General features: G+C 33.9%; 27 protein-coding genes. 17 read left to right on the top strand and 10 right to left on the bottom strand.

From position 1 onward, the window contains the following. The first annotated feature begins 11 nt into the window (after positions 1-11). The 7 genes from cutD (at position 12) to QSH13_RS13415 (ending at position 5,235) form a co-directional block, all read left to right on the top strand. Entirely contained in the window at positions 12-962 is a 951-nt protein-coding gene (cutD, locus tag QSH13_RS13445; protein WP_109398323.1) for a choline TMA-lyase-activating enzyme, read from the top strand. Between the two features lie 13 nt (positions 963-975). After that, complete coding sequence (locus QSH13_RS13440; RefSeq protein WP_109398322.1) at positions 976-1,479, top strand: BMC domain-containing protein; 504 nt, start codon at positions 976-978, stop codon at positions 1,477-1,479. Between the two features lie 56 nt (positions 1,480-1,535). Then, positions 1,536-2,123, top strand: a complete 588-nt coding sequence (locus tag QSH13_RS13435; RefSeq protein WP_369961738.1) for a phosphate propanoyltransferase — start codon at positions 1,536-1,538, stop codon at positions 2,121-2,123. 17 nt (positions 2,124-2,140) lie between these two features. Then, positions 2,141-2,845, top strand: a complete 705-nt coding sequence (locus tag QSH13_RS13430) for a hypothetical protein (RefSeq protein ID WP_109407049.1) — start codon at positions 2,141-2,143, stop codon at positions 2,843-2,845. A 35-nt stretch (positions 2,846-2,880) separates the two neighbouring features. After that, the gene (locus QSH13_RS13425; RefSeq protein WP_109398319.1) at positions 2,881-3,294 is read left to right on the top strand and encodes a DMT family transporter; all 414 of its coding nucleotides are present in this window, start codon (positions 2,881-2,883) and stop codon (positions 3,292-3,294) included. 83 nt (positions 3,295-3,377) lie between these two features. Continuing rightward, on the top strand, positions 3,378-3,704 hold the full coding sequence (locus QSH13_RS13420) for a DMT family transporter (protein WP_004245856.1): 327 nt from the start codon (positions 3,378-3,380) through the stop codon (positions 3,702-3,704). A gap of 208 nt (positions 3,705-3,912) precedes the next feature. Then, a complete protein-coding gene (locus QSH13_RS13415) occupies positions 3,913-5,235 on the top strand; it encodes a protein-tyrosine phosphatase family protein (protein WP_286039277.1) in 1,323 nt (440 codons plus the stop codon). Positions 5,236-5,314: 79 nt separating this feature from the next. On the opposite strand, the gene QSH13_RS13410 is transcribed toward QSH13_RS13415, so the two are convergent. The 3 genes from QSH13_RS13410 to QSH13_RS13400 are packed head-to-tail and all read right to left on the bottom strand — an operon-like array spanning position 5,315 to position 9,979. Next, the gene (locus tag QSH13_RS13410) at positions 5,315-8,392 is read right to left on the bottom strand and encodes a MexW/MexI family multidrug efflux RND transporter permease subunit (RefSeq protein WP_286047524.1); all 3,078 of its coding nucleotides are present in this window, start codon (positions 8,390-8,392) and stop codon (positions 5,315-5,317) included. Between the two features lie 12 nt (positions 8,393-8,404). Further along, positions 8,405-9,511, bottom strand: coding sequence for an efflux RND transporter periplasmic adaptor subunit (locus QSH13_RS13405; RefSeq protein WP_286039276.1), 1,107 nt, complete (start codon positions 9,509-9,511; stop codon positions 8,405-8,407). A gap of 45 nt (positions 9,512-9,556) precedes the next feature. Next, positions 9,557-9,979, bottom strand: coding sequence for a DoxX family protein (locus QSH13_RS13400; protein WP_109407045.1), 423 nt, complete (start codon positions 9,977-9,979; stop codon positions 9,557-9,559). 109 nt (positions 9,980-10,088) lie between these two features. On the opposite strand from QSH13_RS13400, the gene soxR reads away from it, so the two are divergent. Beyond that, positions 10,089-10,538: a redox-sensitive transcriptional activator SoxR gene (soxR, locus tag QSH13_RS13395; RefSeq protein WP_109398314.1), complete on the top strand. Its 450-nt coding sequence runs from the start codon at positions 10,089-10,091 to the stop codon at positions 10,536-10,538. Here the strand turns inward: soxR and QSH13_RS13390 are convergent, their stop codons facing one another. Genes QSH13_RS13390 through QSH13_RS13360 form a run of 7 tightly spaced genes read right to left on the bottom strand, consistent with a single transcriptional unit; the run spans position 10,539 to position 14,646 of the window. Beyond that, positions 10,539-10,988 (bottom strand): hypothetical protein, encoded by a 450-nt coding sequence (locus QSH13_RS13390; protein WP_286039275.1) that lies wholly within the window; start codon positions 10,986-10,988, stop codon positions 10,539-10,541. Beyond that, entirely contained in the window at positions 10,978-11,667 is a 690-nt protein-coding gene (locus QSH13_RS13385) for a type III secretion protein (protein ID WP_196544322.1), read from the bottom strand. Before QSH13_RS13385 ends, QSH13_RS13390 begins: the two co-directional genes overlap by 11 nt. Next, positions 11,648-12,214 (bottom strand): type III secretion protein, encoded by a 567-nt coding sequence (locus QSH13_RS13380; protein ID WP_196544321.1) that lies wholly within the window; start codon positions 12,212-12,214, stop codon positions 11,648-11,650. The genes QSH13_RS13385 and QSH13_RS13380 overlap by 20 nt, the downstream gene beginning before the upstream one ends. Further along, positions 12,189-12,959: a type III secretion system inner membrane ring lipoprotein SctJ gene (gene sctJ, locus QSH13_RS13375; protein WP_194294858.1), complete on the bottom strand. Its 771-nt coding sequence runs from the start codon at positions 12,957-12,959 to the stop codon at positions 12,189-12,191. Before sctJ ends, QSH13_RS13380 begins: the two co-directional genes overlap by 26 nt. Before the next feature lie 2 nt (positions 12,960-12,961). After that, positions 12,962-13,243, bottom strand: coding sequence for a type III secretion system inner rod subunit SctI (sctI, locus tag QSH13_RS13370; RefSeq protein ID WP_109398310.1), 282 nt, complete (start codon positions 13,241-13,243; stop codon positions 12,962-12,964). A gap of 24 nt (positions 13,244-13,267) precedes the next feature. After that, entirely contained in the window at positions 13,268-13,522 is a 255-nt protein-coding gene (locus QSH13_RS13365) for an EscF/YscF/HrpA family type III secretion system needle major subunit (RefSeq protein ID WP_109398309.1), read from the bottom strand. A 50-nt stretch (positions 13,523-13,572) separates the two neighbouring features. Continuing rightward, on the bottom strand, positions 13,573-14,646 hold the full coding sequence (locus tag QSH13_RS13360) for a hypothetical protein (protein ID WP_286039274.1): 1,074 nt from the start codon (positions 14,644-14,646) through the stop codon (positions 13,573-13,575). Positions 14,647-14,943: 297 nt separating this feature from the next. Between QSH13_RS13360 and QSH13_RS13355 the strand changes: the two genes are divergently transcribed. Genes QSH13_RS13355 through QSH13_RS13315 form a run of 9 tightly spaced genes read left to right on the top strand, consistent with a single transcriptional unit; the run spans position 14,944 to position 25,015 of the window. Then, positions 14,944-15,699, top strand: a complete 756-nt coding sequence (locus tag QSH13_RS13355) for a helix-turn-helix domain-containing protein (protein WP_109398307.1) — start codon at positions 14,944-14,946, stop codon at positions 15,697-15,699. Next, positions 15,683-17,389: a type III secretion system outer membrane ring subunit SctC gene (sctC, locus tag QSH13_RS13350; RefSeq protein ID WP_196544319.1), complete on the top strand. Its 1,707-nt coding sequence runs from the start codon at positions 15,683-15,685 to the stop codon at positions 17,387-17,389. The genes QSH13_RS13355 and sctC overlap by 17 nt, the downstream gene beginning before the upstream one ends. A gap of 4 nt (positions 17,390-17,393) precedes the next feature. Continuing rightward, positions 17,394-18,482: a type III secretion system gatekeeper subunit SctW gene (sctW, locus tag QSH13_RS13345; RefSeq protein WP_286039273.1), complete on the top strand. Its 1,089-nt coding sequence runs from the start codon at positions 17,394-17,396 to the stop codon at positions 18,480-18,482. Between the two features lie 35 nt (positions 18,483-18,517). Continuing rightward, on the top strand, positions 18,518-20,614 hold the full coding sequence (locus tag QSH13_RS13340; protein ID WP_109398304.1) for an EscV/YscV/HrcV family type III secretion system export apparatus protein: 2,097 nt from the start codon (positions 18,518-18,520) through the stop codon (positions 20,612-20,614). A 9-nt stretch (positions 20,615-20,623) separates the two neighbouring features. Then, the gene (locus QSH13_RS13335; RefSeq protein ID WP_109398303.1) at positions 20,624-21,037 is read left to right on the top strand and encodes an InvB/SpaK family type III secretion system chaperone; all 414 of its coding nucleotides are present in this window, start codon (positions 20,624-20,626) and stop codon (positions 21,035-21,037) included. 2 nt (positions 21,038-21,039) lie between these two features. Further along, positions 21,040-22,341 (top strand): type III secretion system ATPase SctN, encoded by a 1,302-nt coding sequence (gene sctN / locus QSH13_RS13330; RefSeq protein WP_109407041.1) that lies wholly within the window; start codon positions 21,040-21,042, stop codon positions 22,339-22,341. After that, a complete protein-coding gene (locus tag QSH13_RS13325; RefSeq protein ID WP_196544318.1) occupies positions 22,325-22,786 on the top strand; it encodes a type III secretion protein in 462 nt (153 codons plus the stop codon). The genes sctN and QSH13_RS13325 overlap by 17 nt, the downstream gene beginning before the upstream one ends. After that, positions 22,767-24,074: a hypothetical protein gene (locus QSH13_RS13320; RefSeq protein ID WP_286039272.1), complete on the top strand. Its 1,308-nt coding sequence runs from the start codon at positions 22,767-22,769 to the stop codon at positions 24,072-24,074. Before QSH13_RS13325 ends, QSH13_RS13320 begins: the two co-directional genes overlap by 20 nt. Next, positions 24,074-25,015: a FliM/FliN family flagellar motor switch protein gene (locus QSH13_RS13315; protein WP_286039271.1), complete on the top strand. Its 942-nt coding sequence runs from the start codon at positions 24,074-24,076 to the stop codon at positions 25,013-25,015. Before QSH13_RS13320 ends, QSH13_RS13315 begins: the two co-directional genes overlap by 1 nt. The last annotated feature ends 1 nt before the right edge of the window (position 25,016 follow it).

Raw genomic sequence — 25,016 nt, 5'->3', positions numbered from 1 at the left:
GAGGCGTAAAGATGGAGACGGCAGCAGAAACAAGAGGTCGGATATTTAATATCCAGAAATACTCTATTTATGATGGTGATGGTATTCGTACTCTCGTTTTTTTAAAAGGCTGTAATATCCGCTGCCCTTGGTGTTCAAATCCAGAAGGTCTTAGCAGTGAATTTCAGGTGATGTACTCTCACGACAAATGTGTCGATTGCGGTAAATGCGTTGATGTTTGTCCGGCAGGTGTGCATTACATGACAACCAATGAAAGTGGTAAACAAGTTCATCGTGTTGATCGCGCTGTTGATTGTATCGGTTGTCGCAAATGTGAAGAAGCCTGTATCTCTGATGCGCTTGATATTATAGGAAAAGATGTTTCTGTTTCTGAGTTGATGAAAATCATTATGCAAGATTATGACTTTTACATCTCTTCAGGCGGTGGTGTCACAATCGGTGGCGGTGAAATGAGTTTACAAACTGATTTTGCAGTAGCGCTTTTACGAGAATGTAAAAAGATGATGATCAATACCGCCGTGGAAACACAAGCAACCACTAATGTGGCGAATTATGAAAAATTAGCGGAAGTTGTTGATCAATTTCTGATTGATATTAAACACATTGATACCACTCAGCATAAAGCGTTGTTTGGCATTGGTAATGAGAATGTCCGCCGTAATTTAGAGCGCCTAATGGATCTCGGTGCAAATGTGGTTGTCCGTATGCCTTTAGTGCGGGGTTATAACGACTCTTATGATGCGATCACTGGCGCAATTAACTACGCAATGGAACTCTCAAAACGCGGTAATCTTCAGCGCATCGATATTCTTCCTTATCACCAATTTGGACGTAATAAATACGACAAATTGGACATGATCTATCCGATAAAAGTCGATCCAAGTTATACGCCAGAAGAGTTGGACAGCTTAGAAGCCTTTTTTAAGAAATTTGATTTCGATATCCGTCTTGTCCGTCACTAAGTAGGAGAGAAAGATGAACAGTTTAGGTGTGATTGAAACACGAGGGTTAACTGCAGCCATTCAAGCGGCAGATGCAGCTTGTAAAGCCGCAAATGTAGAAATTATCGGATACCGGAAAGTCGGATCTGGTTTGGTATCAATCTGTTTTCAGGGAGAGATCAGTGCAGTAAGAACAGCGGTTGATCATGGTGTTGATGTCGTGAGCCAAAAAGAGTTGGTTATCGGATCATTAGTGATCGCAAGACCAGAGCCAAGCGTTATTACTAAATTATTGACAATAAAAAGTAAGAAAAAAGCGCCTGTGGCTGTTGAAAAAATGCAAGAGGCTGCTTTTGAAAAAGTTGTTGAAGCAGTCGTTGAGACCCCTATTAAAAATGAAATTGAGGATCTTGATTCGATAAAAGCAGTTGCAGATTTACAGGCTCAAAATGTTACTCCTGAAACTAAGACAACTACAGATAAAGCACAAAGCAGTAAAAAAGAGAGTAAACCAGAAAGTCGTAAAGGTAAAAAATAATGATTAATCAACAGCTCATGGGAAAAATTCTCTCTCGTTTACCTGTACATGGCGTGATGTCGGGAGAGACGCAAGGAATGGCAATCCCTGTTGGTATTTCTAATCGTCATGTGCATCTATCACAACAAGATGTTGAAGCATTATTTGGCAAAGGTTATCAACTCACCCCATTTAAAGATCTTAAACAACCGGGGCAGTTTGCTGCAAAAGAGTGTGTGATTGTTGTGGGATCTAAAGGTTCGATCAGTAAAGTGCGTGTTTTAGGGCCAGTTCGTTCACAAAGCCAATTAGAAATTTCAAAAGCTGACTGTTTTGCATTAGGTATAAAAGCACCTGTACGTGAATCGGGTGATTTAGTTGGTTCTGGCAATGCTGTTTTAATGGGGCCTGCGGGTCATGTTGAATTAAAAGAGCAAGTGATTTGCGCACAACGCCATATTCATATGAGTGAAATTGATGCCAGAATGTTAAACGTCATCAATGGGCAAAAGGTACATGTAAAAACAGAAGGTGAGCGTAGCCTGATTTTTGATGAGGTTGTTGTTCGTGTTAGTGATAAATTTGCTTTGGAATTTCATATTGATACTGATGAAGCCAATGCAGCAGGACTTCGCAATAACGACAGCGTATTTATTGTCAGCTAAGACAATGAGGTGGCGTAATGGACGATCAGTTAATTGAAAGGATAGTGGTTGAAATAGAAAAAAGAATGAAAAAGTCGGTGTTGTTAGCACTTACACCTGCACCGGGATATCAAGATGAAATCTGTCAACGTATCAACACATTTTCTCATATTCGATTTTCTCTTTTTGTCACAACACAGGCACGAGCCAGTCATGATTTGTCAAAATGGCGTCATCTAGGAGAAATACATAATGCGAGTGAGTTCGATTGCCAACAGTTATCAACTTACCACGCACTGTTTGTACCTTATTTTGATAAGAAGCTGGTGGGTGAAATTATTAATGGATTATTTATCAGTGAAGAAGGGAAGTTAATTCATTCTGCGCTTGCTCAAAATATTCCTATTATTGCATTACCTTATTTTTGCCAACCAGAAAGTGAATTAAATGAGATTTTAGGTTTAAATAAAAATAAAGAGTACAACCTGCTTATTCAGGAAAATATTAGCCGATTAAAATCAATGGGGATTATGTTTCACTCTATAAATAATGTTGAAGCTAATTTAATAAACCATGATATTCATCATCAAGCTAAATCTGAATATAAGCCTAAAATTAAACAAGGGAATAATAATCGCTATATTACTTTAAATGAAGTAATGAATAAGCCTGGAGAATATCATTTATCGCAAGATAAATTGACGGATTCTGCTATTGAATATTTAAAAAGTTTGAAAAATTAATATTAAATTACATCTGATACTTTAGGAGTCTTATTATGTCCCCAAAAGCGAAATCATGGCTTTGGATGTTGGCGGTTATTATTTCAGAAACCTCAGCAACCTCTACCTTAAAAATGTTTGATAATAGTGAGGGTACCACTAAAACATTATTATTAGGCTTAATTGTTGTTCTTTATGTTATTTGTTATTACTCATTATCGCGTGCAGTAAAAAATATTCCGGTTGGTTTAGCTTACGCAACATGGTCTGGTACAGGTATATTAGTTGTATCAACATTAGGTATGGCGTTTTATGGTCAACATCCTGATACTGCGGCCATAATCGGTATGGCTGTTATTGCTAGTGGTATTGTGATTATGAATCTCTTCTCTAAAATGGGCTCAGAAGAGGAAGAAGAGGCAACAGAAACTCCTACTATTAAACAGGCAGCATCGCCAGTTAATAAATAAATCTATTTCTTAATAAATCTATTTTTTAATAAAACTATTTTTTGATAAATAAGCATTTATTAAAATAAATAAGGATAACAATTATGTTTACCGGATTCTTATGGCTGGCGCTGTCTATCGGTTCTGAAATCACAGGCACGTCTATGATCAAAAAAACAAATGGCTTTAGTAAATTAGCGCCTTCTGTTTTAGTTATTGCAGCTTACTGTATTTGTTATTTTGCCTTGACGCGTGCAATGGGATATATCCCTGTAGGTGTTGCTTATTCACTATGGTGTGGATTTGGTATTGTCGGTGTGACCTTAGTGGCGATGATTTTATATAAGCAAAAACCAGATTTACCAGCCATATTCTCTATGGCATTGATTATCTCTGGCGGGATAATTATGAATACATTCTCTACTATGTAAGATAATCATATGAGTTAGATATTTATTTTCCCTTTTAAATTGAAATGCCGATATGTTTTTCAACAGTATCGGCATTTTATCATTGAATGTTTTTTCTTTCTTAAAATGAACATTAGTTAGAAAAGATGTTTTTTCTATATTTAAAATTTATAATAAGTATAACATTTGGCGGTTTTTTATTTAAATGTAATTTATAAAAAGGTCAAATATGTTTTCAAAATTAAATTTTTTTAGCCGTCCAAATATTGATAAAATAAATAGAGGTTTAGAAACGAAATATGTTAAAAAAGAGAATACTTCTCATAATAGTATTAGTCATATTAAGAATACCAGTCAAAAATTGCATACACCTGATCCAGAAAAAAGAACGATGACCGAGGGAGTTTCTCAAGTACATAATACTACTAAAACTCAACAAATATATAATCAATTAAGTCGTGTTGATAGTCCGCCAGCCTTACCGCCTAAGAACGTTAAAGTGAATAGTCCGCCAGCCTTACCGCCTAAGAACGTTAAAGTGAATAGTCCGCCAGAATTACCACCTAGAAAATTAAAAAATACTTCACTAAATTTGGATACACAAGTACCTATTCAGACAAAATCATACAGCATTTTAAAACCTACAGCTTATCTTTTTAATGAGAAAGGTAATAAGAGTGTAGCTAATTCTTCGGATTTTTTAACGGCTGTAAACAGTAAACTAAAAAGTAACACCTCAGATATAGTGGATATTTTAAATACGAGTAAGACATTATTTAATAATTTAATTTCAAATAAGTATTTATCTTCTCGATATGAAATAATAGATAATTCTAATTTTGGAATGATGTTATGTAATGAAAACCTATTAAAATATAATAATGAAAAACTACCGGCTAATATAATTAGCGGTACTCAAGATAACGCTTTAAGGGTTGCCTCGCAATATCCTAAAAGTGATGAAAAAAATATGGAGAATTATTTAAACTCTCTGATACAAAATAAAATTGACACTGTTTATATTCTCGCATCAGATGATGATATTAAATATAATGTAATAAAATATTTCGAAAATAACAGAAGTTATAATGATGTAAATGTAAAAGAGCACTCCTCTAAGGAGAATAAATTTGTTAAAGATAAAGACGATATATTGAACTATAATATTTATCCCAAGGTAGTAACCTCCCCGCAGGGAACTCAAGAAATAAATTTTGTTCATATTCCTAATTGGAAAGATCATACCGAAGTAGATGCAAATAAATTAGAAATGACACTTTGTACTATACAAAAAACAATAGATTTATCTGCTAATTCAAATAGTTTAGTTCACTGTCTTGGTGGTATTGGAAGAACGATGGAAATGCTTCTCGTTGAAAGAATGATGAATATGTCACCTGATGAAAAACACAAAACAAGTTTAGAAGAAATGGTGCATGAGGTGAGAGAAAAAAGAACACCATTTGCATTGTATGAAATTAGACAACTTGCAGAATTAACAGTATTTGCTTTAGCAAAACGTATTCCATTATTAAAAAATAATTCCCATTAATAAATAAAATCCCCATTGCATTCACAATGGGGATATTTTTACGATATTATTGCTTGTAATGGCCTTTTATTTTGTAGGTCTACAACTCTCGGACTTGCTGTAACTGTTTTTGTCGCTCAGTTTGAGCGCTGATTTGATGGTTTCGCGCTAAGAAACTATACATCGTTGGTAATATAAATAGCGTAAACAGGGTGCCGACTAACATGCCCGACACAATAATCAGTCCTAATCCATAGCGACTATTCGCGCCTGCACCGCTGGCAAATAAAAGTGGAATAAGCCCAATCACCATTGCCGCCGTGGTCATTAATACAGGGCGTAATCGGATTTTTGCTGCTTCAATAATGGCGTCACGACGGTTTAGGTTTTTATGAACTTGTAATTCATTAGCGAATTCCACCATTAAAATCCCGTGCTTGCTGATAAGCCCTATTAGTGTGACTAAACCAATTTGAGTGTAAATATTGAGTGTTACCATACCTAAAGCGAGAGGGATTAATGCGCCACAAATAGATAATGGTACGGTAATTAAGATAATCAAAGGATCAACCAAGCTTTCATATTGCGCAGCTAACACTAAATAAATAATGATAAGTGCAGCAATAAACGCAAATATTAACGTATTTCCTTCTTGTTTAAATTGGCGAGAATCCGATTGCCAATCATGACTAAAGCCGGCTGGTAATGAATCTGCCACATTTTCAAGAAATTCGACAGCTTGCCCCATCGTGATACCCGGTGCGGGAATAGCTTGGAAAATGGCTGCATTTTGCTGATTAAACTGTGTCAGTTTGTTAGGTTCTACTTGAGTCGTGATATTAACAACCGTTGATAATGGAATTAATACGTTATCTTGAGTACGAACATAGTGCCTTGCAAGTGCTGCTGGCGTTAAACGTTGGTGTTTTACACTTTGTGGAATAATGTCATAAGAGCGACCATCCATCCCAAAACGGTTGATATAATGTTCGCCCACTAACAGAGACAGTGATTCACCAATATCTTGCATACGAATACCTAGAGTATTGGCCTTCGCTCTGTCTATGGTGATTTGAACGACAGGATTGTTGTAATCTAAATCACTATCCACCACGACAAACAGGCCACTCTCTCTTGCTTGCTGTTTAATGTTTTCCATGGTTTCAAACAATATTGGGTAACCTAATGGGCTACGTAATACCATTTGTATTGGCAATCCACCTACTGAGCCGGGTAGAGAAGCTAATTGGAAAGCAAAAATACGAGTACCTTCCACATTATTGACGCGGTTTTGCAAATCAACTTGGATTTGATCTGCATTGCGATCACGTAGAGCCCAGCCATCAAAGTTAATACCACCAAAACTCGCTGATGGACCATCAGTTCCATTAATTATCCATGTGCTATCTGTTTCAGGTAGACTCATATAAATTTCATCTAATTTCTGATTAAAACGTTCTGCATAGGCAAGATTTGCATGTTGTGGCGCTTTTATAGCAGTTAAAACGCTAGCCTGATCTTCAGAAGGTGCTAACTCTTGTTTTGTCTGACTGTATAAAAACGGTAAGCTGACGAAAACAGCTAAGGCAAAAAAAATGGTTAACCAGCGATTAGCTAAAGAAAAATTAAGCATGTAACCATAATAATGAGCCAGTTTATCGAAGACAAACTCTGCCATTTTGGCCATTTTGCCTTCATTTTCTTTTGGTTTTAGCATTAATGAGCTCATCACGGGGGATAAAGTTAATGCCACAATACCGGATACAATCACACTACCTGCCAGTGTTATGGCAAATTCTTTAAATAATGCGCCTGTTAATCCTGCCATTAAACCAATGGGAGCATAAACAGCCGCTAGCGTTATGGTCATTGCAATAACAGGGCCAGCCACTTCTCTTGCCCCCACTAAAGCGGCTTGAACAGGTGATAATCCCTCTTCGATATGGCGATGTACGTTTTCAACAACCACTATTGCATCATCCACAACTAATCCAATAGCTAAAACCATTGCCAATAAAGTGAGCAAATTAATACTAAAACCAAAGGCAAGCATTAATCCGGCAGCACCTAGCATCGATAATGGAATGGCTAGTACAGGAATAAGAACAGAGCGGAACGATCCCAAGCAGAGATAAATAACCGCGATAACAATTAAAATAGCTTCGATTAATGTTTGTACTACTTGTTCAATAGAAGCTTTGATAAAGCGTGAAGTTTCAAATGCCAGTTCTACATCAACGCTTGGTGGTAAGGTTTTTTGAATATCAGCAAGCTGTTCGCGAATGCCATCAACAATCACAAGTGGATTACCTGTTGGTGTCGGGAATAAACCCAAAAATACCGCTTTTTTACCATTCATAATACCGCTAGTTTCAGTGGCAGCAGCACCTAGCTCGACAGTACCTATATCACGTAAGCGAACAAGATTATTACCATCATTCATGATAACCATGTCTTTAAATTCTTCGACATTAGTGAGATCGGTATTGACATAAACGTTGGCAATCACAAACTCACCTTCGACTTTACCTGGTGCCGCTTGATAGTTATTACGGCGAACTGCTTCTGCTACATCGCTTGCTGTTAAGTTGCGACCAGCCAGTTTATCTGCATCTAACCACAGGCGCATGGCTAATTGTTGTCCACCAAAAACCTGTACTTTAGCCACACCGTTAATAGATGAGAACATTGGCTCAACAACACGGGAAAGGTAGTCTGTGAGTTCAGGAATAGAAAGCTGTTCACTTGAGAAACCCACATAAGCCACAGCTGTAGATTCCCCAGATGAAAGCTCAATGACCGGATCATAAGCTTGGTTTGGCAACTTATAACGTACTTGATTTACCTTTGCCATTACTTGCGTTAATGCTTGGGTGGGATCGCGGTTTAACTCCATTCTGACGGTGACTAAGCTTTTTCCTTGTATTGAAGAGGAAGAAATATAATCGATACCTTCTACAGAGGAAACGGCTTGTGTGATCGGCTGTGTCACAAATCCTTGCATCAGTTCAGATGATGCTCCTGGGTAGACTGTTGCAATCGTTATGGTTGAATTTTGCAACATAGGGTATTGGCGAATTGGCAGTTTACTGAATGCAAATGCACCCAGTAAAAAAATGAGTGTGCTAACAACTAATGCCAAAACAGGGCGTCGAACAAAAATATCGGTAAACTTCATACTATGCTCCTGTTATGGCTTTGCAGTCGCAGACTGAGCCAACGTTAAAGTATCTAATTCAATGGGTTCAATTGAGATCCCATCACTTAATTTAATTTGGCCTGAAGAGACAACTTGATCACCGATAGTTAAGCCTTCTTTTATCTCAATCATGCCGTTGTAGCGCAATCCAACTTTCACAGAGACACGCTTAGCGATAAGGTTTTTTTGATTGTCAGATTGCGCTACAAACACGGTATCTCCATAGGCCGTATAAGTGACCGCCGTTTCTGGTACGGTTAATACCATAGGACTATCAGGAGAAGTAACTTGAACACGAGCAAACATGCCTGCTTTTAATTTATGGTCAGTATTTGGTAAAACAGCCTGTATTTGTACTGTACGAGAAGAACCAATAAGAGGATCAATTGCATTTATTGAACCCGTAAAAATGATATTTGGGTAAGCATCGACTTCAATATTGATTGGCTGTTTTGTTGAAATTTTTGGTGTGGCTTGTTCATCAAGTGAAAAATTGAGTTTTAAATGGTTTGCATCAACAAGTGACGCGACATGTTCACCTGCATTTAGATACTGGCCTTCATGAACAAGTTTTATCCCAACAATGCCTTCAAAGGGGGCTTTAATTGTTTTTTGTGCAATCCGCGCTTTCACTTCACGGATGGAGGCCACAATCATATCGCGCTCGGATAAGGTGCTATCTAATTGCGCTGTTGCCACCATGTTTTTACTATAAAGTTGTCTTGTACGAGAATAGAGTTTTTCTGCGTTGGTTAATTGCGCTTGCAAACGTAATAATTCAGCTTGTTCTGGTTCATCATTTAATTTAGCTAAAACTTGGCCAGCTTTAACAGTTTGCCCTGACTCAAAATTAATTACGGCAATTCGACCATTAGTTTCAGCCGCTAAATAAATTTGGCGTGCGGCTTCTAATTCTCCAACCCCTTGCATATTGTTGGGTAATTTTGATGATTGTACGGTTGCTAATGCCACTTTTGTGGGGGGATAAGCAAATTGCTGTGATGCATCTTTATCAGATGATGTTGTTGCATAAACCATCACACCGGCACTAACGAAAAAGAGTAAGGCACATACAGTAAGAGTTAGTTTTTTATTCATATTATTATTGTTCCCATCAGAAATTTTTTTATATTTTTTATCGTCTTATACGTTAGCTTTTTTCCATAACGCTCTGAAATGACTTGCTATTGCTGTAGTGATTAATCCACCAATAACAGCGAGGTGTTCTATTGCGAAAAACATCGACAGCATCGCCTTCTCTCCCGTCATATTCCAAAAAGTATGAACAATCACGATAGTTAAAAATAAAAAGAGGGCTAAAGAGCCTGCTCCTAGCCATAGATAGCGATCGAAAAGCACTAAAAGTGAGCTACAAAGTAAAATGATCGCAGTGGCAATATTAAAAAACCAATCTGGAGTTAATCCGGCTGCACGCATTTCAGCCAAACTATTTTGGTAATCAAAAATCTTGGCAAGGCCAGAGGAGAGAAACAAAACAAGAATAAGTAATCTGGCGATAAGCCATAAAGCGTGACTTTCGAGAATACGTGCAATTGAGTTAGGCATTCATCTGACCTCAACATTCTTAAAAATAAAAGTCAGGATCTCACTGACTTGACTTAATTTGAGGTGAGGACTATAAAACCTCAAGTTAAGTTGAGGTCAAGAGAAAAAAATGAAAAAAGAGAAAATAGATTTCAATAGAGCACTTACTGTTGGCGAGGTAGCAAAACGTAGTGGTGTTGCAATTTCAACATTGCATTTTTATGAAGAAAAAGGATTGATAGAAAGCTATCGAAGTGCTGGTAATCAACGGCGTTACCCACCGGTTGTACTACGTTATGTGGCGATTATTAAAGCTGCTCAAAGTACCGGTATTCCGTTAAAAGAAATTCAAGAGATATTAGGGAAATATCCACCAAACAGTAAATTAACGGCAGAACAATGGCACGAAATATCAACGGATTGGAAAGCGCGGTTAGATGAACGTATTCGTCGTCTTAAGCGACTGCGTAACGGGCTTGATCACTGCATTGGCTGTGGTTGTCTATCTTTAAGTGATTGTCCGTTACGTAATCCTGATGATGTATTAGGTGAAAAAGGACCTGGTGCTCAAATTTTATAATTAAAATAAAAATGAAGCTGAATCGAGTTTAAAGAAATCTGAATACTCTTCTTGGTTATCTGTCATACCCAGTAAATCAAGAGTGACTTGATGATAGAAGCCTTGATAGGAAAGAAATGAAATAAGTGATTGATTAATAGCTTCTTTATTTTCTGTATCATCTAATACACTCTGTTGATGGGCATACATTAATATGCTTCGTTGGCGATTCTCTTTAACTGTTTGATTACCATCATTCATTACATCATATTGATTTAAGAAGTTAAGGATCTTTTTTGCATCATTGATGCCTTGAGCTTGTAATCGCTGATAAAAATCTCGATTAAGAAAAGGAGCTAAAAGATCACTTTCTGTTGCTCTAGGCAGTGATGTTGGGATTTCTGTTTTATCTGTATTTATTCTTGAAGATAAGTGAGATGGCGATTGTGTATAGGCAGGATCAATCTTCATTAGGGTGCTCTCTTTGCATTTGATTTTCGTCTTGGCTTTCTAACAATTCAAATTGTTGAATATAATTGATTAGATGTGTTTTAAGCTCTTGAGAAAATGCGAGTTGGTTTTTTTCAGTATAAGGCTGATGAAATTGAGCTTTGAGATCTTGCATGAAAAGAGGTGGATCAAAGAAAAGGATTTGTGATCCAGCACTGACAGAAATCGTTGTATTATCATGGGGAATAAATTCAACATTTTGATCACTCAGTGCCTTTTCTAAATAAGGTTGCAAGGTTTTAGGAATATTAAGTGTGAGTTTATTATCTAAGGGGCTCGCGGCAATAAGTTGTTTTGTTAGTTCTATTTGCATATCTGGTGATTGGAAATATTGAGCAACTGTATTGATGATCAACTCTCTTTGTTTTATTTCATAGTTGAATAAATGGGTTTGATACCGAGAGAATAAGGTTAATATATCCCCCAACAGTGTTTTTAATCCCTCGCTATAACCTTGTCTAACCATTGCATCATGATTTGATTTTAGTTTTTCTTCAGTAACGCGAATAAGTTTTTTCGCATTATTTTTTGTGGCGAGATTTATTTTATGGATATTATCCAATTGTCGGATATAACGGGCACGAATAAGCACCCCTTCACAGGTATAATCCAACAGTTTTTCAGGCACTGAACGCAGCATAATTAAGCACCAAAAGAAAAAGTGAACGTGATAAAAGTAGATTCGGTGATAATTCAAGTTGGGGCTGATTTATTGGGAAGCAGAGTTTAAACCGTTGTGCTAATGCGACTGAAATAGAATGAATAAAAGTAAATAATAATTGATAACCTAACGTGATAGGTTCTATCTCATTATTATCATTTTTATTTTCCTCATTTATTAACATGACGGGTCTTAAAGAGAGAAAAGCTTGTAATGATGATGATAACTCATAGTAATCACCTGAATGCAAAATATATTTAGGCGAGTAAAAATAACCTAAAAACAATGCGCATTGAGGTAATAACGACCATTGAGTAAATAGTTTTTCGACTACAAGGTCAGCTTCTATATCGCAGTCTATTTCAGTGATAAGCTGATATTCTTTAATCAATTGATGATTAGCAAATTGTTGCCAAATACGTTCCTCATTGAGGATTGCTACTGTTTTATAGTCTGGGTGGATGTATTGCAGAGGCTCATACATCACAGTAGATATTTTCTCAAACTGTGGAAGAGAGAGTGTCATCTTTTTTCTCCTTTTCCATCAACTTTTTTTGGCGATACTTTATAAAAATCAATATAGTGATAAACAGTAAGCCTATAAAAAGTGGAACGACCAACCACCAATAATTAAAAGCGACTGCACTATTTTCATTACTAGTAAGAGGTTTTAATGCTCTTAATTTATTGATATTTCGTGGATAAAGTAAAACAGTAATATTATCTTCATTCATATCGCTAAAGGAATTGTGAATAAAAGCGCGAACATCTTCACCAAGTTGTTCAGCATCAATTACACTGTCTTCATAAAAAATGAGAACAGATGCGTGAGGAGGTGGAATAATGCGCTCTGAAGGAGATATAGGGTAACTAATATGTACTCTTGCATCGATGATGGTTTCAATCGTGAGTAATGATTGTTCTAATCGTTGCTCAATAGCTGAAATTAATCGTGCTTTTTCGGCTTGTGGTGAAGAAACCAATGCATCAGATGGAAATATTTGAGTAACCTCAATCCGCTCATTGCTAGGTAATTGATATTGTTCCAATATCTGAACAGCGACAGCAACATCCTCTTTTTTAACTGACACATCAAATAATCCTTTGCCTAATGCAGTTTGAGTACTGGTTATCTGATGTTTTTGTAATACAGCTTGCACTTGTGTTGCCTGGCGCTGATTCAGACCGGTTAATAATGACTGCTCTTTACACCCAGTTAATAGTGAAACCAGACAAAATAATAACATGCTTAATAAATATCTGGTTTTCATTATTATTGCGCCTTTAATAAGGTTTCTACGATATTCAATGATTTTCTTGCCAAGGTACTGGCTAAATTCATCGTAATGGTATAATCATTTAGCGTTGATTGTAGCTTGGTATAGCTGTGAACATCAGAAAGCTGACTTAATGTTGCCAGTTTTTCATGTAGTTGCGTTTCATATTGAAAACCGCTGGCAATATTTTTAGTTATTATTGAAGATAATGAATCTGCATTATCTGTGTTTTCAGATAATGCAGGTAAATTAACTGTAGAAACAGGTAAAATAGCCATAAATATCCTTTATATAAATTAAGATTAACGCATATTACCAATAATACTCATCGCTAAGTCTTTAACGACTTTAATTGATGTTGATTCAGCATTCCGTGTAATATTGTATTCAGCTAATCTTGCTTGATAATCCGCTAATGCGGCGGCATTCGAAGTATCTGCTTTTAAGGCATCTAGTGATGCTTTTAAAGCATCACTTTGATTTTTTACGGGATCTTGAAAGTAGTCGTCTATTTTTTTAATTGAACTTACATCATCGGTCACTGAGCTATTTGCCATGATATTAATCCTCTAAATATTTGTGACTTTATAGTAATGAAGCATGAATATTATCCTTTAGGAAAATAACGGTGTTGACTATCAATAAAAATATATCCGTTATCTTCCTGTAAGGTTGCTTTATTGATTAAATCGGGATTACCTATATTCTCATGGTAAAATATAAATTTTCTGCCAAAAATGAAGGTTTGTTTTTTTATAAATTGTTCAAATCTTATTTTGCTTTCTCTATTTAAAACACCATCAAATATAAAGGTGATCCCATTGTTCTCTTCTTTTATTTGATAACTGGTTTCGTTTGCAAAAGAGAATGCATTCACCTGTTCAATTAAACTAGGAATAGAGATAGCTTTGATAGTTGGTTGGCAAAAAGTGGAAAACTGTTGTTGAATAAATGTGTTAATTTTATCTTTTTCATGGTTGTTATGATAAATAAAAGCTATTATTGGATTTGACCCATCTTTAATTGAAATGTTATTTACTATTTTTTTCTCTCGATTAAAAATAAGATTTATTTTTTTTATGTCGACATATGAATATTGACTATTGTTATTCTTAACCCATTCAGGGGTGGCCTCATCATAGAAACAGTAATGATTTTTTAAACCTAAAAAATGGTGATAGTTTTCTACTGATAACGTTGGTTCTGGTATGACATTGTTAACTTCTTTTTTGTTAAAAAAGAAAACTAGAATAGATAGCAATAAGAAAAAGATAGCTACTATCAATGTAATAGCTATCTTTTTACGAGAGTTAACGTGAATGACTCTCTTCTGAAATACTAATTGTTCTTTTACTAAATTCGCTTTTTCACTAATTAAAAACATAGGGGTATTATCAAGATAAATAGGTTTATCAAGATCTATATTTATTTCACTACCTATTTCATTCGCTACTATGCTCTCTTCTATCACTAATGTATTTTGATCTTCTTTTGTATCTTTTAGTTTTATATTAATTTTTTTAATTAATGTCTCATCATCGCATGGAATGTAAAGTTGGCTTGCATCATTATCATGTATTTTATTTCCTTTGTTATATGTTAATAGTGAATATTCATTTGGGATTAATGATATTTTTGTATACTTTAAAGGTCCATTCAAAATATATAAATAATAAAGCATAAAAATATCCTAGAATTTATCTCATCTATTTGTTGCGTGAATTGATATTAGATTCTAATATCAGAATGTTTTTTTAAAAAAAGAACAGGTTTTTTATTTGTTACTTTAAGATACCTTTTATAAAAATATTTTGTAAAATATAAACTCGGTACTTTAATTATATATTTTTATCACTAATTATTGATGGTATTATTCGAAGAACATGCAAATCATAACACGTAAATTGTCTCTCGTTAACGATATTGTATCGTTATCTTTGTCATTTTTGAGTTGATTTATATTCCTGAGGTTTAAATTATGTTGATAAACGATATAAAGATAAGTGGTGATAAAAATATATTAATGGGTAATTCATTGTTTTTTTGTATTCCGCGGAATAATGAATCATCAATTAAAATACGAGATGGCCAATTTACAAAAATGATAAAAGGAAGTGCATTTATTTATAATGCTAAAAATAGTGATGTTGTTTTTCAATCTGATAATCAAAGTTGGAAAATAGAAAAAAGGTCTTTTTTTATCTGCGCCAGATTATTAGCCTTTATTGATTATGCTCGTGATTTTTCAAAAATGACAGCAATAGGCACTGAATTTGATATTAATCAGCAGATTTTTCATATAGAAAATAGAGAAGGATCATTAGAGTACATATTAATTAGCGAAGCTTTAAAAGAGAATAGCCAATTAGAACCTCTTTTTGTCACCATTCGCCATAGTGAAAGCTATTGGCTTGTATTACATCTCATCAGTTATTTAGATGAGAAAAAGAGTAATATTGCTCAAATTGGAGAGCGATATGGTGTATCAGGCACGCATTTTAGAAGGCTCTGTAAACGTTATTTAGGTAATTGTGGTAAGAGTCAATTACGTTCATGGCGAGCGGCATCATCGATTCTTACTACTTTATCAACAAGCGAATCGTTGACCCAAATTGCAGTAGATAATGGGTTTAGTTCTGCATCCCATTTTTCTAATGAAATAAAAACACTGTTTGGTATTACACCGACGGAATTCCGTCGAATTGGTCACCTACTTTATGAAAATAAAAAATAATATTTGCTGTGCTATTGGGCTATCAATTTGTTGTAGTTTAATTTTTCCTGTTCAAGGTGCAGAGGGGAAGGTTATCTACACACATCAGGTAAAAAAACCTGATATGTTTATTGCAGTTGATACACGTATCGAGCAATTTTTCTTTGTATTATCAGATAAATTAGATAAACCATTTATTTTAAGTAATGCTGTTAAGAAAAAACGAGTGACAGGAAATTTTGATATTTCTTCACCTCAGGATGCTTTTGATTCGATGGTGCGCAGAATGTCACTACTCTATTTCAATGATGGAGAATCTATTTATGTTTATGATAATAGTGAGATCCAACAAGAATTATTCCAAGTAAAAAATATTGGAATAACTGAACTCAAAAATTATCTTCAAGATGTAGGGCTATTTGATACTCGTTTCCCATTACGTTCAGGGCAGGATCAGCGTACTTTTTATATTTCTGGACCTCCTGTTTATCTTAAACTAGTTAAAGCGGCTGCTGAGTATCTTGATAATGCGGTTCAGGAGCAAATTTATCAAAATATAAGTAATCAAGTACCAACAGGTAGTTCCCGTTATGGAGAGGAATTTGTGCAAGTATTTGCACTAAAAAATACCTTTGTACAAGATAGAACTTACTCTTTACGAGATGAAAAGATTGTATTGCCAGGTATTACAACAGTGCTTCAGCAGTTGTTTATGTCTCAAACAGGAGGCACTTATTCTTCAAGAAATAACCCTATAGAAAGGGAAGGTGATAGCTCACTACCTACTGATAATAATGAAAATGATTTATCAGCCACACCGATTATTACACAAATGGGGCAATATCATGTTGAATTGGTTCCTTTGCCTGCGGCAAATAGCTTATTAGTTAAAACCAGTCGAGAAGGGTTAGAATTAGTCAGTTCTTTAATTGAACAACTCGATAAACCTAAACGACAAGTTGAACTATCGCTATGGATTATTGATATTTCAAAAAATAAAGCGGATAGCTTAGGTATTGATTGGCAAGCTGGATATACCTCAGGCAATCACTCCTTCTCTTTTAATACATCAAGTTTAAGTGCTGCATCAGGTTTTAATTTCTTAGGAAAAATAAAAGCATTAACAGAAGACGGCGATGCCAAAATGGTTTCTCGCCCTATTCTATTAACTCAAGAAAATACTCCAGCAATTTTTGATAATAACACCACCTTTTATACCCAAATTAAAGGTGAGCGTGTTGCGACATTAGAATCAACAACGTTTGGGACGATGATGAGTGTATTGCCAAGAATTGGAGGATCTAATAAAGAAATTGAAATGATCATCAATTTGGAAGATGGGGCAGAAAAAAAAGATGATGCAGAAAAAGATGAGACGGTTGAACGTTTACCTGTAATTAACCGCACGAATATTAGTACTGTCGCGCGCGTTTCAGAAGGAGGAAGTCTATTAATTGGTGGCTATACTCGTGAAGATAATATTAATGCTGAAACTAAAATTCCCGTATTAAGTTCAATACCTTTGATTGGTGGATTATTTAGTTATAAATCAGACAATAATAAAAAGATGGTACGTATTTTTATGTTACAACCTCGTTTATTGGATAATACAGAAACGGATTTATCAGAATCCCTAAGCCAAGATCCATTTCAACCAATGAATAAAAAAACAACACAAGCATTGCAACAACTTCAAGCTTTTATGAGGTAATGTAATGATTGCACCAATTAACTCTTCTATACCGATTAGAGTGGAATCGAAAGAAAATAACGTTAGTCGCAAAAGTCAGCAAGAAACAGAATATAAGCAACCGAAAATTTCAGAAAAGCAAAATTACCAAAATCAATTAGCCGATATTGCTGATGATATGTCGATGGTTGCGACTCAATTTTCTCAACGTTATGGAAAGTGGTTAGATAAAAAAGCTAATCGTGGGAAAAGTACACTCTATATAACAGAAGAGGGTGCAGATAAAAAACTCGATAAAGTTTTGTTAATGTTTAAAAAATCAGGTCTAAGTCTTCAAGAACTTCTTGCTTATTTACGGCAAATGTTTCCTGATGAAAGCGATCTGGTGATGGTATTACGTGAGTTATTAAGAAAGAAAAAACTTGGTGCTCAGTTAGATGCTGGAATAGAAAATGAAATCGCTCGATTACTTGAGAGTGAAAATGCCAAGAATATTAAAGCAGGAATAAATATTGCCTTAAAAGCAAAAACATTTGCTAAATTATTATCATTAAATTCCACTGTACTACGAGATTTATATCGTAGTTATATTAATTTAGATATAGACCCAATTTATTTCTTTCAGATGTGGATGGAAGAATATGACGTTAAACAATGCACGATTATTTTGACATTTCTTTCTCAAAGTTTGTTATGTGATATGCAATCTTTAATGCCTAGTTGTGCTCAAAGTTCTGAATTTGGACAATTATTAGAACGAGTAAATAAATTAAGAGCATTATATGGTTTTATAGAATTAAATATGAATTTTTTTAAGAAAATAGAGTTACAGAATACCATATCAGAAAAACAACTTTATCAATTAATATTTTATGGAATGACATATCCAGAAGATATGAGTAAATATTTAATCTCACTATTATCAGGTGAATGGGGAAGTTTATTAATAACGGTAAAAATGAAGTTATTACAGGGAGTAAAAACCATGTTTAATAAATATCCAGAGAGCTTGTTTTTATCTGATGAGTTTAGGTTTGAGTGCCAAGTGATTATTCAAAAAATTATAGATGAATATATAAATATAGAAAGATTTTATTTAAGAAAATCAATATAAATATAATATTAAGCATGCTTTTATGGATATAAGTTATGGTTTATAAATTCCTTTCTGCCATTAGAAATCGTTCTGAGCTTATTGTATTAGCAATTATGGTTTTAGTGATCATGATGCTAATTATTCCGCTTCCGACTTACATCGTCGATTTTCTTATCGGGTTAAATATCACAATTTCTCTTTTGATTTTTATGAGTTCTTTTTATATTACCCGAATTTTAAATTTCATGACATTCCCAGCATTATTGCTGATAACCACTCTTTTTCGTTTAGCACTTTCTATTAGTACTAGTCGCTTAATTTTACTTGATGCTGATGCAGGTGAAATTATTACTTCATTTGGTGAATTTGTTATTGGTGAAAACCTAGTTGTCGGATTTGTAGTTTTCTCAATTGTCACTATTGTGCAGTTTTTGGTTATTACCAAAGGTTCTGAACGTGTTGCAGAAGTTGCTGCGCGTTTTTCATTGGATGGTATGCCGGGTAAACAAATGAGTATTGATGCAGATTTAAAATCCGGCATCATTACTAATGATGAGGTCAAAATAAGGCGTAAAGAATTAGGGCAAGAGAGTCAACTTTATGGTTCATTTGATGGTGCAATGAAATTTATTAAAGGTGATGCAATTGCTGGTATTGTGATTATTTTTGTCAATCTTATTGGTGGTATTTCTGTTGGTATGGCTCAAATGGATTTATCGATTTCACAAGCATTGCATACCTATACATTATTGACCATTGGTGATGGTTTAGTTGCTCAAATTCCAGCATTGCTTATCTCTATTAGTGCAGGTTTTATTGTTACTCGTGTTGGTGGTGAAAATAAAAACCTAGGTTTTAGCATAATGAATGAGCTATTAGCTCAAGACTTTGCTTTATTGGTGACAGCAATACTAGCATTTGTGATTGGTTTTTTACCTGGCTTTCCAACTCCAGTATTTCTTATTCTTTCTGCGATCATTAGTCTTTATTTTTTTAAAAAAAATAGGAGAAATAAAAAGAAAACCACCGCATCAGTGGTAACAGAAGAAGGCGAAAAAAATGAAGAGGGAGAAAGTAAAAAAGGACTTATTTCTAATCTTTTTTCAGGAAAGAAAGAGGAAGAAGAAAATGTTTTACTTACAGAAACGATCTCTTTAGAACAAGCAGAAACCTTACCTTTAATTGTCACTGTCTCAACGACGAAAAAAGATTACCTAACGAAAATTGTTTTTGATAAATGGCTTAAAAAAGAGTTTATTTTACAATATGGTGTTTTGCTACCTGACATTATGATCCATTATTCTGATGTAATTGAAGAAGATAGGATAATTATTTTAATTAATGAAGTAAAAGCTGATGAGTTTGATTGTCCATTCCCCCTTATTAATATAGAGGAACCTAATGATGAATTTTTCTCGTTAGGATTAAACTATATTGAAAAAGAAGACAATAAAATAAAAAGATATTGGGTGAAAGAAACAGAAAAAGAGAAACTTACCAAGTTAAATTATCAAGTTATTAAGTCAGAAAATTACTTTTATAATAAGTTTTCATATTTAATGACATCCAATATTATCGAGTTTCTAGGTATTCAAGAGACTAAAAATATTTTGGATAAAGTCGAAGAGCGATCTCCTGAGTTAATGAAAGAGTGTTATAGACAAGTTTCTATTCAGCGTATTAATGAAGTTTTACAAAGACTAATACAAGAAAAAATACCTATCAGAAATATAAAGACAATTATTGGTGGTTTAGTACAATGGGGTGGAAAAGAAAAAGACCCTATATTATTAACTGAGCATATTCGTTCATTGTTAGCCCGGTATATAAGTAGTTTTTTTTCTAAAAATGGAAAGATTAATGTTGTTATATTATCTAATGAAATCGAAGAGATAATCCGTAGTGGGATAAGGCAAAGTTCTTCTGGTACATTCCTTAATTTAGAGCCTGCTGAGCTTGATCTTATTATGGAAAAAATGACAGTTGCTTTTGATGAAATTAAATATATTCAAAACTATGTTGTTTTAACGGCAATAGATATAAGACGATTTGTTAGAAAATTATTAGAGACGCAATTTTCACAGCTTTCAGTTTTATCTTATGACGAATTATCTTCAGATATGGAAATAAATGTTTTGCAATCTATTTAGGGGAAGAATATGTCTTGTGATCTAGCAGGTTTAATTATTGACTCCATGAGTGTTATAGGTCGTGATGATCTTTTTTCTGGTGGTAGATCTATCGATAATCATTCAACAATTACTATTAGTCTTGGTGAAATGCCCGATATTAATTTATTAACTGTCGATGATGTTCCTATGATTTGGTCTGTATTACGTGAATATGATGAAAATCAATTACGACAAAATAGCAGTGGTATTTTATTAGAGCAAATAAATACACAAACAGAGAGCTTTTATCCTGGTCAACCTGCTTTAGTGAAAGTGGAGTCTGATTTAGAACTGAGAGCTTCTTTTATGCCTGTTGCATTACAAAATGGTGAAACAATGGCAAAAGCGATTGATGAATTTTTTCAAGTTATGAATCAAATTTATCAGCAATTTATTAATTAGTAATGAACAAATTATTTTCAGCATTTCGTTACGCAGCTCACCCTACACGAATACAAGGAAATATTCTGGAGGTGATGCTGCGTGACGTTTTTATTGGTGAAATTTGCCAAATAAAAACAGGCATAGAAAATAAAGAAGCTGTTGGTGAAGCTATTGTTATTGGATTTCGTAATGGCATAACAATACTGAGTATGATGGGAAGTTCTCAAGGATATTCTTTACAGATAGTCGTAGAGCCGACAGGAAAATCTTTTTCGGTTGCATTAAATAGCAATGTATTAGGTAGCATGATTGATATCAAAGGGCACTGCTTATTAAGATTTGATAACAGTGAACCACCTGAAGAGACGTATAATGAGTTATTTCCTGTTGACGCAAACCCGCCATCATTTAGTGATAGGTTGCCTATTAACACACTTTTTCAATCAGGAGTACGAGCCGTTGATGGTCTATTAAGTTGTGGATTAGGGCAACGAATGGGAATATTTGCGAGTGCAGGAACAGGTAAAACCATGTTAATGAATATGTTTATCCGTTTTTCACAAGCTGATATTTTTGTTATTGGCCTAATCGGCGAGAGGGGACGTGAAGTCACGGAATTTGTTGAAGAGTTGAAAAGTGATAGTCGTTGCCAAAAAACAGTTTTGATCTGTTCTACTTCTGATCAGCCTGCGGTTGATCGCTGTAATGCTGCGCTTGTAGCAACAACGGTTGCAGAATATTTTCGGGAAAAGGGAAAACATGTTGTCTTATTTATTGATTCGATAACACGTTATTGTCGGGCATTACGTGATGTTGCGCTTACTGCGGGTGAATTACCCGTACGTAAAGGTTATCCTGCTTCTGTATTTGATAAGTTACCTGCAATCTTAGAACGACCTGGTGTGACTAAAATCGGTTCGATAACTGCTTTTTATACTGTTTTATTGGAGAGCGATGATGAACCTGATGCTATAGGTGAAGAAGTACGCTCTATTTTGGATGGTCATATTTATCTTTCGCGTAAAATTGCAGCATCTGGCCATTATCCTGCTATTGATATTTTAGGCAGTGTAAGTCGTGTTTTTCAACAAATTACGAGTGAAAAACAGCAACAAGCAGCATTAAAAGTAAGACAAATTTTAATGCGTTTACAAGATATTAAATTATTGCAAGAACTGGGTGAATATCATGTTGGCGATAACGCACTTAATGACGAAGCCGTCAATAAACAAGCTTTAATTGAACGTTTTTTAGTTCAATCCTTTAAAGAAAAAGCTGAATTTCAAGAAACTCAGGAAAAGCTATATGCGCTTACCTCTTGAACAGCAATCTCTTATTAATGCTGTTATTAAACGTCAACAAAAAATAGAAAAAAAACAGCACCAATATCAACAATTATTAATTGAAGCTGAAAATAAAAAAATAGAACAACAACAATTAGCAAATGCATTAAAAAATGAGATACCGGCTTATGAAAAAGCTGGTACTTATTCTTTTATTTCATTAAATCAACAGCGACGAAAACAAGCTATCGTTTTATCATCATTAAATATATGTTATGCCCAAATTAAAGAAATTGAAAATAAATTAACTCAATTACAACAAGATAAGATGGCTTTGCAAAAAGAGTATCTTGTAGCTGTTAAGAAACAAAAGAAAATGCAACGTTATTTTGATAGAAAACTGTTAGAAAAAACACTATATCTAGAACGTTTAGAACAGAATGAAATACAGGAGATGGCGTTGTATGAACAAAATAATATCTGATAGTATTAGATTAACTCAGATTACTTATAATGATGAGGTTCATTTTACAAATAATGAATCTCAACTAAAAACTATAACGTCTAAAAATCTACAAAATTTCAAAATTAAATTGCAGTTATTATCTCTTATAAGTAAAAAAGGCAATAGCGCAGAGAAAAAAGATGTTGGTAGTAAAAAAGAAGTCGCTGAAGTTATAGATAAAAAAGATGTTGATAGTAAAAAAGAAGTCGCAGAAGTTGTAGATAAAAAAGAAAAATTATCTACAAATAAAAATACCAAAGATGAGTTGGATACGGATGGTGATGAGCTTAAAAATCTAGAAGGATTATTGCTCAACCAGCAAATAATGCAACCAGTTATCCCATTGAATTTTAAAAAACAGTTAATCAGTCAAGGTATTGATATAAAAAATAATAAATTAAAAAACACTATAAATTATATTGATAAAAATAGTAGAAAGGTAGATCTTAAAAGAGAATTGTCTACGCCTGATAGTAATATCACAAATAAAAAAATAAATATAAAACAAAAAGATAAAGAGTTTGTTGATAGTAAGGTTGATAAAAAAGAAAGTATAAATAAAATACTAAAAAAAAGTATGGAGCCACACTTATCAAATACTGATTTAAAATATGGATTAGAATCAAAAAATAAAAATGAATTTATTAATTTTGATGAAAGAAACCTTTTTTTTGATAGGGTTAAAAATAAAATATCAAACTCAAAGAATAAATTAGATAATATATTAATAGAGAATGTGTCACATCATGATCTCATAAAATATGAGAATAATAAATTACCATTAAATAATAAATTAGGTCAGGATAATGATCATATTTTGTTAGCCGATAACCTTAGAAAAAAGACGGAAAATAGATTAAAAGAACAATTACAAGATACAGCGTTAATAAATACGACTATGTCGTTATCTGATGTAGCAAAATCACAGTTAACACCTAAAACAGAAAATACGTTTTCTGGAAAGCAATTACTTAATTTACCAACGTGGAATATTTTACATAAAACAGATGTTCTATTCTCTAAACCTAATAATATAACTTATGTTTTTAAACGTTGGGGAAATGACAATCACCAAGTACAAATTCGTTTTGCGCTAGAAAATCAAATTCAATTAATTGCATCAACTGGACGAGTTTATCAAGCATCATTTGAAAATTTAAATCAGTATCAAGGTCGTTCAACACTATCTTTAGAAAATAATGAAAAAAATAGCTATAGGCATATTAATTCAATTGATGCAGATAAGCATAAAGAGGATGAATATTGATGAATACGCCATTAGAAAATGAAAATTATGAAGGCAGTGCAATGAAATATTTATCTGCATCATTTGATTCATTACCTACTGACATATCAAGCTATTATTTTCATATTAAAGGAGAAAATACATTAGCCACTTTTAGTGGGTTTATTTTAGTGAATACTGTTATGACTAAAATTTACCCCGAAAAAAATATTGATTGGACACAAGTTCCTGCATCTTATTTATGTGCTTTTTTATTAGAAAAATTCTCAAAAATTACACTTCCTTTTGCACAAGAGCCTATGTCTCTTAAGGTAAATACTGTCTGTTTGGGAAAGTCAGCTGACATTCGTTATCCTGTAGTTAATAGTGATATTGGTGAATTATTTATAAATGAAATTAATGGTAAATTTCAATGGATGAGCATATCAGAAAAGAAAATTGGTGCTATAGCTGATTTTTATTGGGGAAGTAGCCAAATTTCCCTTTCATTACTTAAAAGTGCATTACAAGGCGATATTTTATTAATTAAGACAGTTTCTCCAATATTAGTTATTGGGCAAAAGAAATGGATGAAATTTGAATGGAAAGGGGAAAATAGCGTGGAATTAAATGAAATGTTTGATCCTGAAAAAACCGATCTTGATGATTTAATTCAACTTCATCAAAAAAATGTTGATGACCATAATGATGATATTTTGCCAACTCTAGAGCATGATAATTCTGTCAATTTACAATCAATTAGCACCATTCCTGTTACTGTCTCTTTTTTATTAGCTAGTAAGACGTTATTGATAGAACAGATAGAAGCACTTGCGCCAGGTGATAAAATAGAGTTACCAGAAAATGCTTACCAAAATATTATTGTAAAAGTAAATGGCATATCTGTTGCATCGGGTGAGTTAGTTAAAGTTGGCGATAACTTTGCTGTTGAAATACAACGTTCTTTTTCAGCTCAAGAGTAAT

The sequence above is a fragment of the Proteus faecis genome, assembly GCF_030286765.1.
Lineage (GTDB): Bacteria > Pseudomonadota > Gammaproteobacteria > Enterobacterales > Enterobacteriaceae > Proteus > Proteus faecis.
Note: the sequence above shows the minus strand (reverse complement) of the source record. Positions and strands in the feature narration are given on the sequence as shown.

Bases quoted from the DNA above. Each gene is read 5' to 3' on its own strand.
- QSH13_RS13360 (WP_286039274.1), bottom strand. From the start codon at position 14,646: ATGCTTTATTATTTATATATTTTGAATGGACCTTTAAAGTATACAAAA.
- QSH13_RS13335 (WP_109398303.1), top strand. From the start codon at position 20,624: ATGTCTTGTGATCTAGCAGGTTTAATTATTGACTCCATGAGTGTTATA.
- QSH13_RS13315 (WP_286039271.1), top strand. From the start codon at position 24,074: ATGAATACGCCATTAGAAAATGAAAATTATGAAGGCAGTGCAATGAAA.
- QSH13_RS13415 (WP_286039277.1), top strand. From the start codon at position 3,913: ATGTTTTCAAAATTAAATTTTTTTAGCCGTCCAAATATTGATAAAATA.
- sctJ (WP_194294858.1), bottom strand. From the start codon at position 12,959: ATGAAAACCAGATATTTATTAAGCATGTTATTATTTTGTCTGGTTTCA.
- QSH13_RS13320 (WP_286039272.1), top strand. From the start codon at position 22,767: ATGAACAAAATAATATCTGATAGTATTAGATTAACTCAGATTACTTAT.
- QSH13_RS13425 (WP_109398319.1), top strand. From the start codon at position 2,881: ATGTCCCCAAAAGCGAAATCATGGCTTTGGATGTTGGCGGTTATTATT.
- QSH13_RS13420 (WP_004245856.1), top strand. From the start codon at position 3,378: ATGTTTACCGGATTCTTATGGCTGGCGCTGTCTATCGGTTCTGAAATC.
- QSH13_RS13430 (WP_109407049.1), top strand. From the start codon at position 2,141: ATGGACGATCAGTTAATTGAAAGGATAGTGGTTGAAATAGAAAAAAGA.
- QSH13_RS13410 (WP_286047524.1), bottom strand. From the start codon at position 8,392: ATGAAGTTTACCGATATTTTTGTTCGACGCCCTGTTTTGGCATTAGTT.
- cutD (WP_109398323.1), top strand. From the start codon at position 12: ATGGAGACGGCAGCAGAAACAAGAGGTCGGATATTTAATATCCAGAAA.
- QSH13_RS13325 (WP_196544318.1), top strand. From the start codon at position 22,325: ATGCGCTTACCTCTTGAACAGCAATCTCTTATTAATGCTGTTATTAAA.
- QSH13_RS13380 (WP_196544321.1), bottom strand. From the start codon at position 12,214: ATGACACTCTCTCTTCCACAGTTTGAGAAAATATCTACTGTGATGTAT.
- QSH13_RS13435 (WP_369961738.1), top strand. From the start codon at position 1,536: ATGTCGGGAGAGACGCAAGGAATGGCAATCCCTGTTGGTATTTCTAAT.
- QSH13_RS13400 (WP_109407045.1), bottom strand. From the start codon at position 9,979: ATGCCTAACTCAATTGCACGTATTCTCGAAAGTCACGCTTTATGGCTT.
- QSH13_RS13340 (WP_109398304.1), top strand. From the start codon at position 18,518: ATGGTTTATAAATTCCTTTCTGCCATTAGAAATCGTTCTGAGCTTATT.
- sctW (WP_286039273.1), top strand. From the start codon at position 17,394: ATGATTGCACCAATTAACTCTTCTATACCGATTAGAGTGGAATCGAAA.
- QSH13_RS13405 (WP_286039276.1), bottom strand. From the start codon at position 9,511: ATGAATAAAAAACTAACTCTTACTGTATGTGCCTTACTCTTTTTCGTT.
- QSH13_RS13440 (WP_109398322.1), top strand. From the start codon at position 976: ATGAACAGTTTAGGTGTGATTGAAACACGAGGGTTAACTGCAGCCATT.
- QSH13_RS13385 (WP_196544322.1), bottom strand. From the start codon at position 11,667: ATGCTGCGTTCAGTGCCTGAAAAACTGTTGGATTATACCTGTGAAGGG.
- soxR (WP_109398314.1), top strand. From the start codon at position 10,089: ATGAAAAAAGAGAAAATAGATTTCAATAGAGCACTTACTGTTGGCGAG.
- QSH13_RS13390 (WP_286039275.1), bottom strand. From the start codon at position 10,988: ATGAAGATTGATCCTGCCTATACACAATCGCCATCTCACTTATCTTCA.
- sctC (WP_196544319.1), top strand. From the start codon at position 15,683: ATGAAAATAAAAAATAATATTTGCTGTGCTATTGGGCTATCAATTTGT.
- sctN (WP_109407041.1), top strand. From the start codon at position 21,040: ATGAACAAATTATTTTCAGCATTTCGTTACGCAGCTCACCCTACACGA.
- QSH13_RS13355 (WP_109398307.1), top strand. From the start codon at position 14,944: ATGTTGATAAACGATATAAAGATAAGTGGTGATAAAAATATATTAATG.
- QSH13_RS13365 (WP_109398309.1), bottom strand. From the start codon at position 13,522: ATGGCAAATAGCTCAGTGACCGATGATGTAAGTTCAATTAAAAAAATA.
- sctI (WP_109398310.1), bottom strand. From the start codon at position 13,243: ATGGCTATTTTACCTGTTTCTACAGTTAATTTACCTGCATTATCTGAA.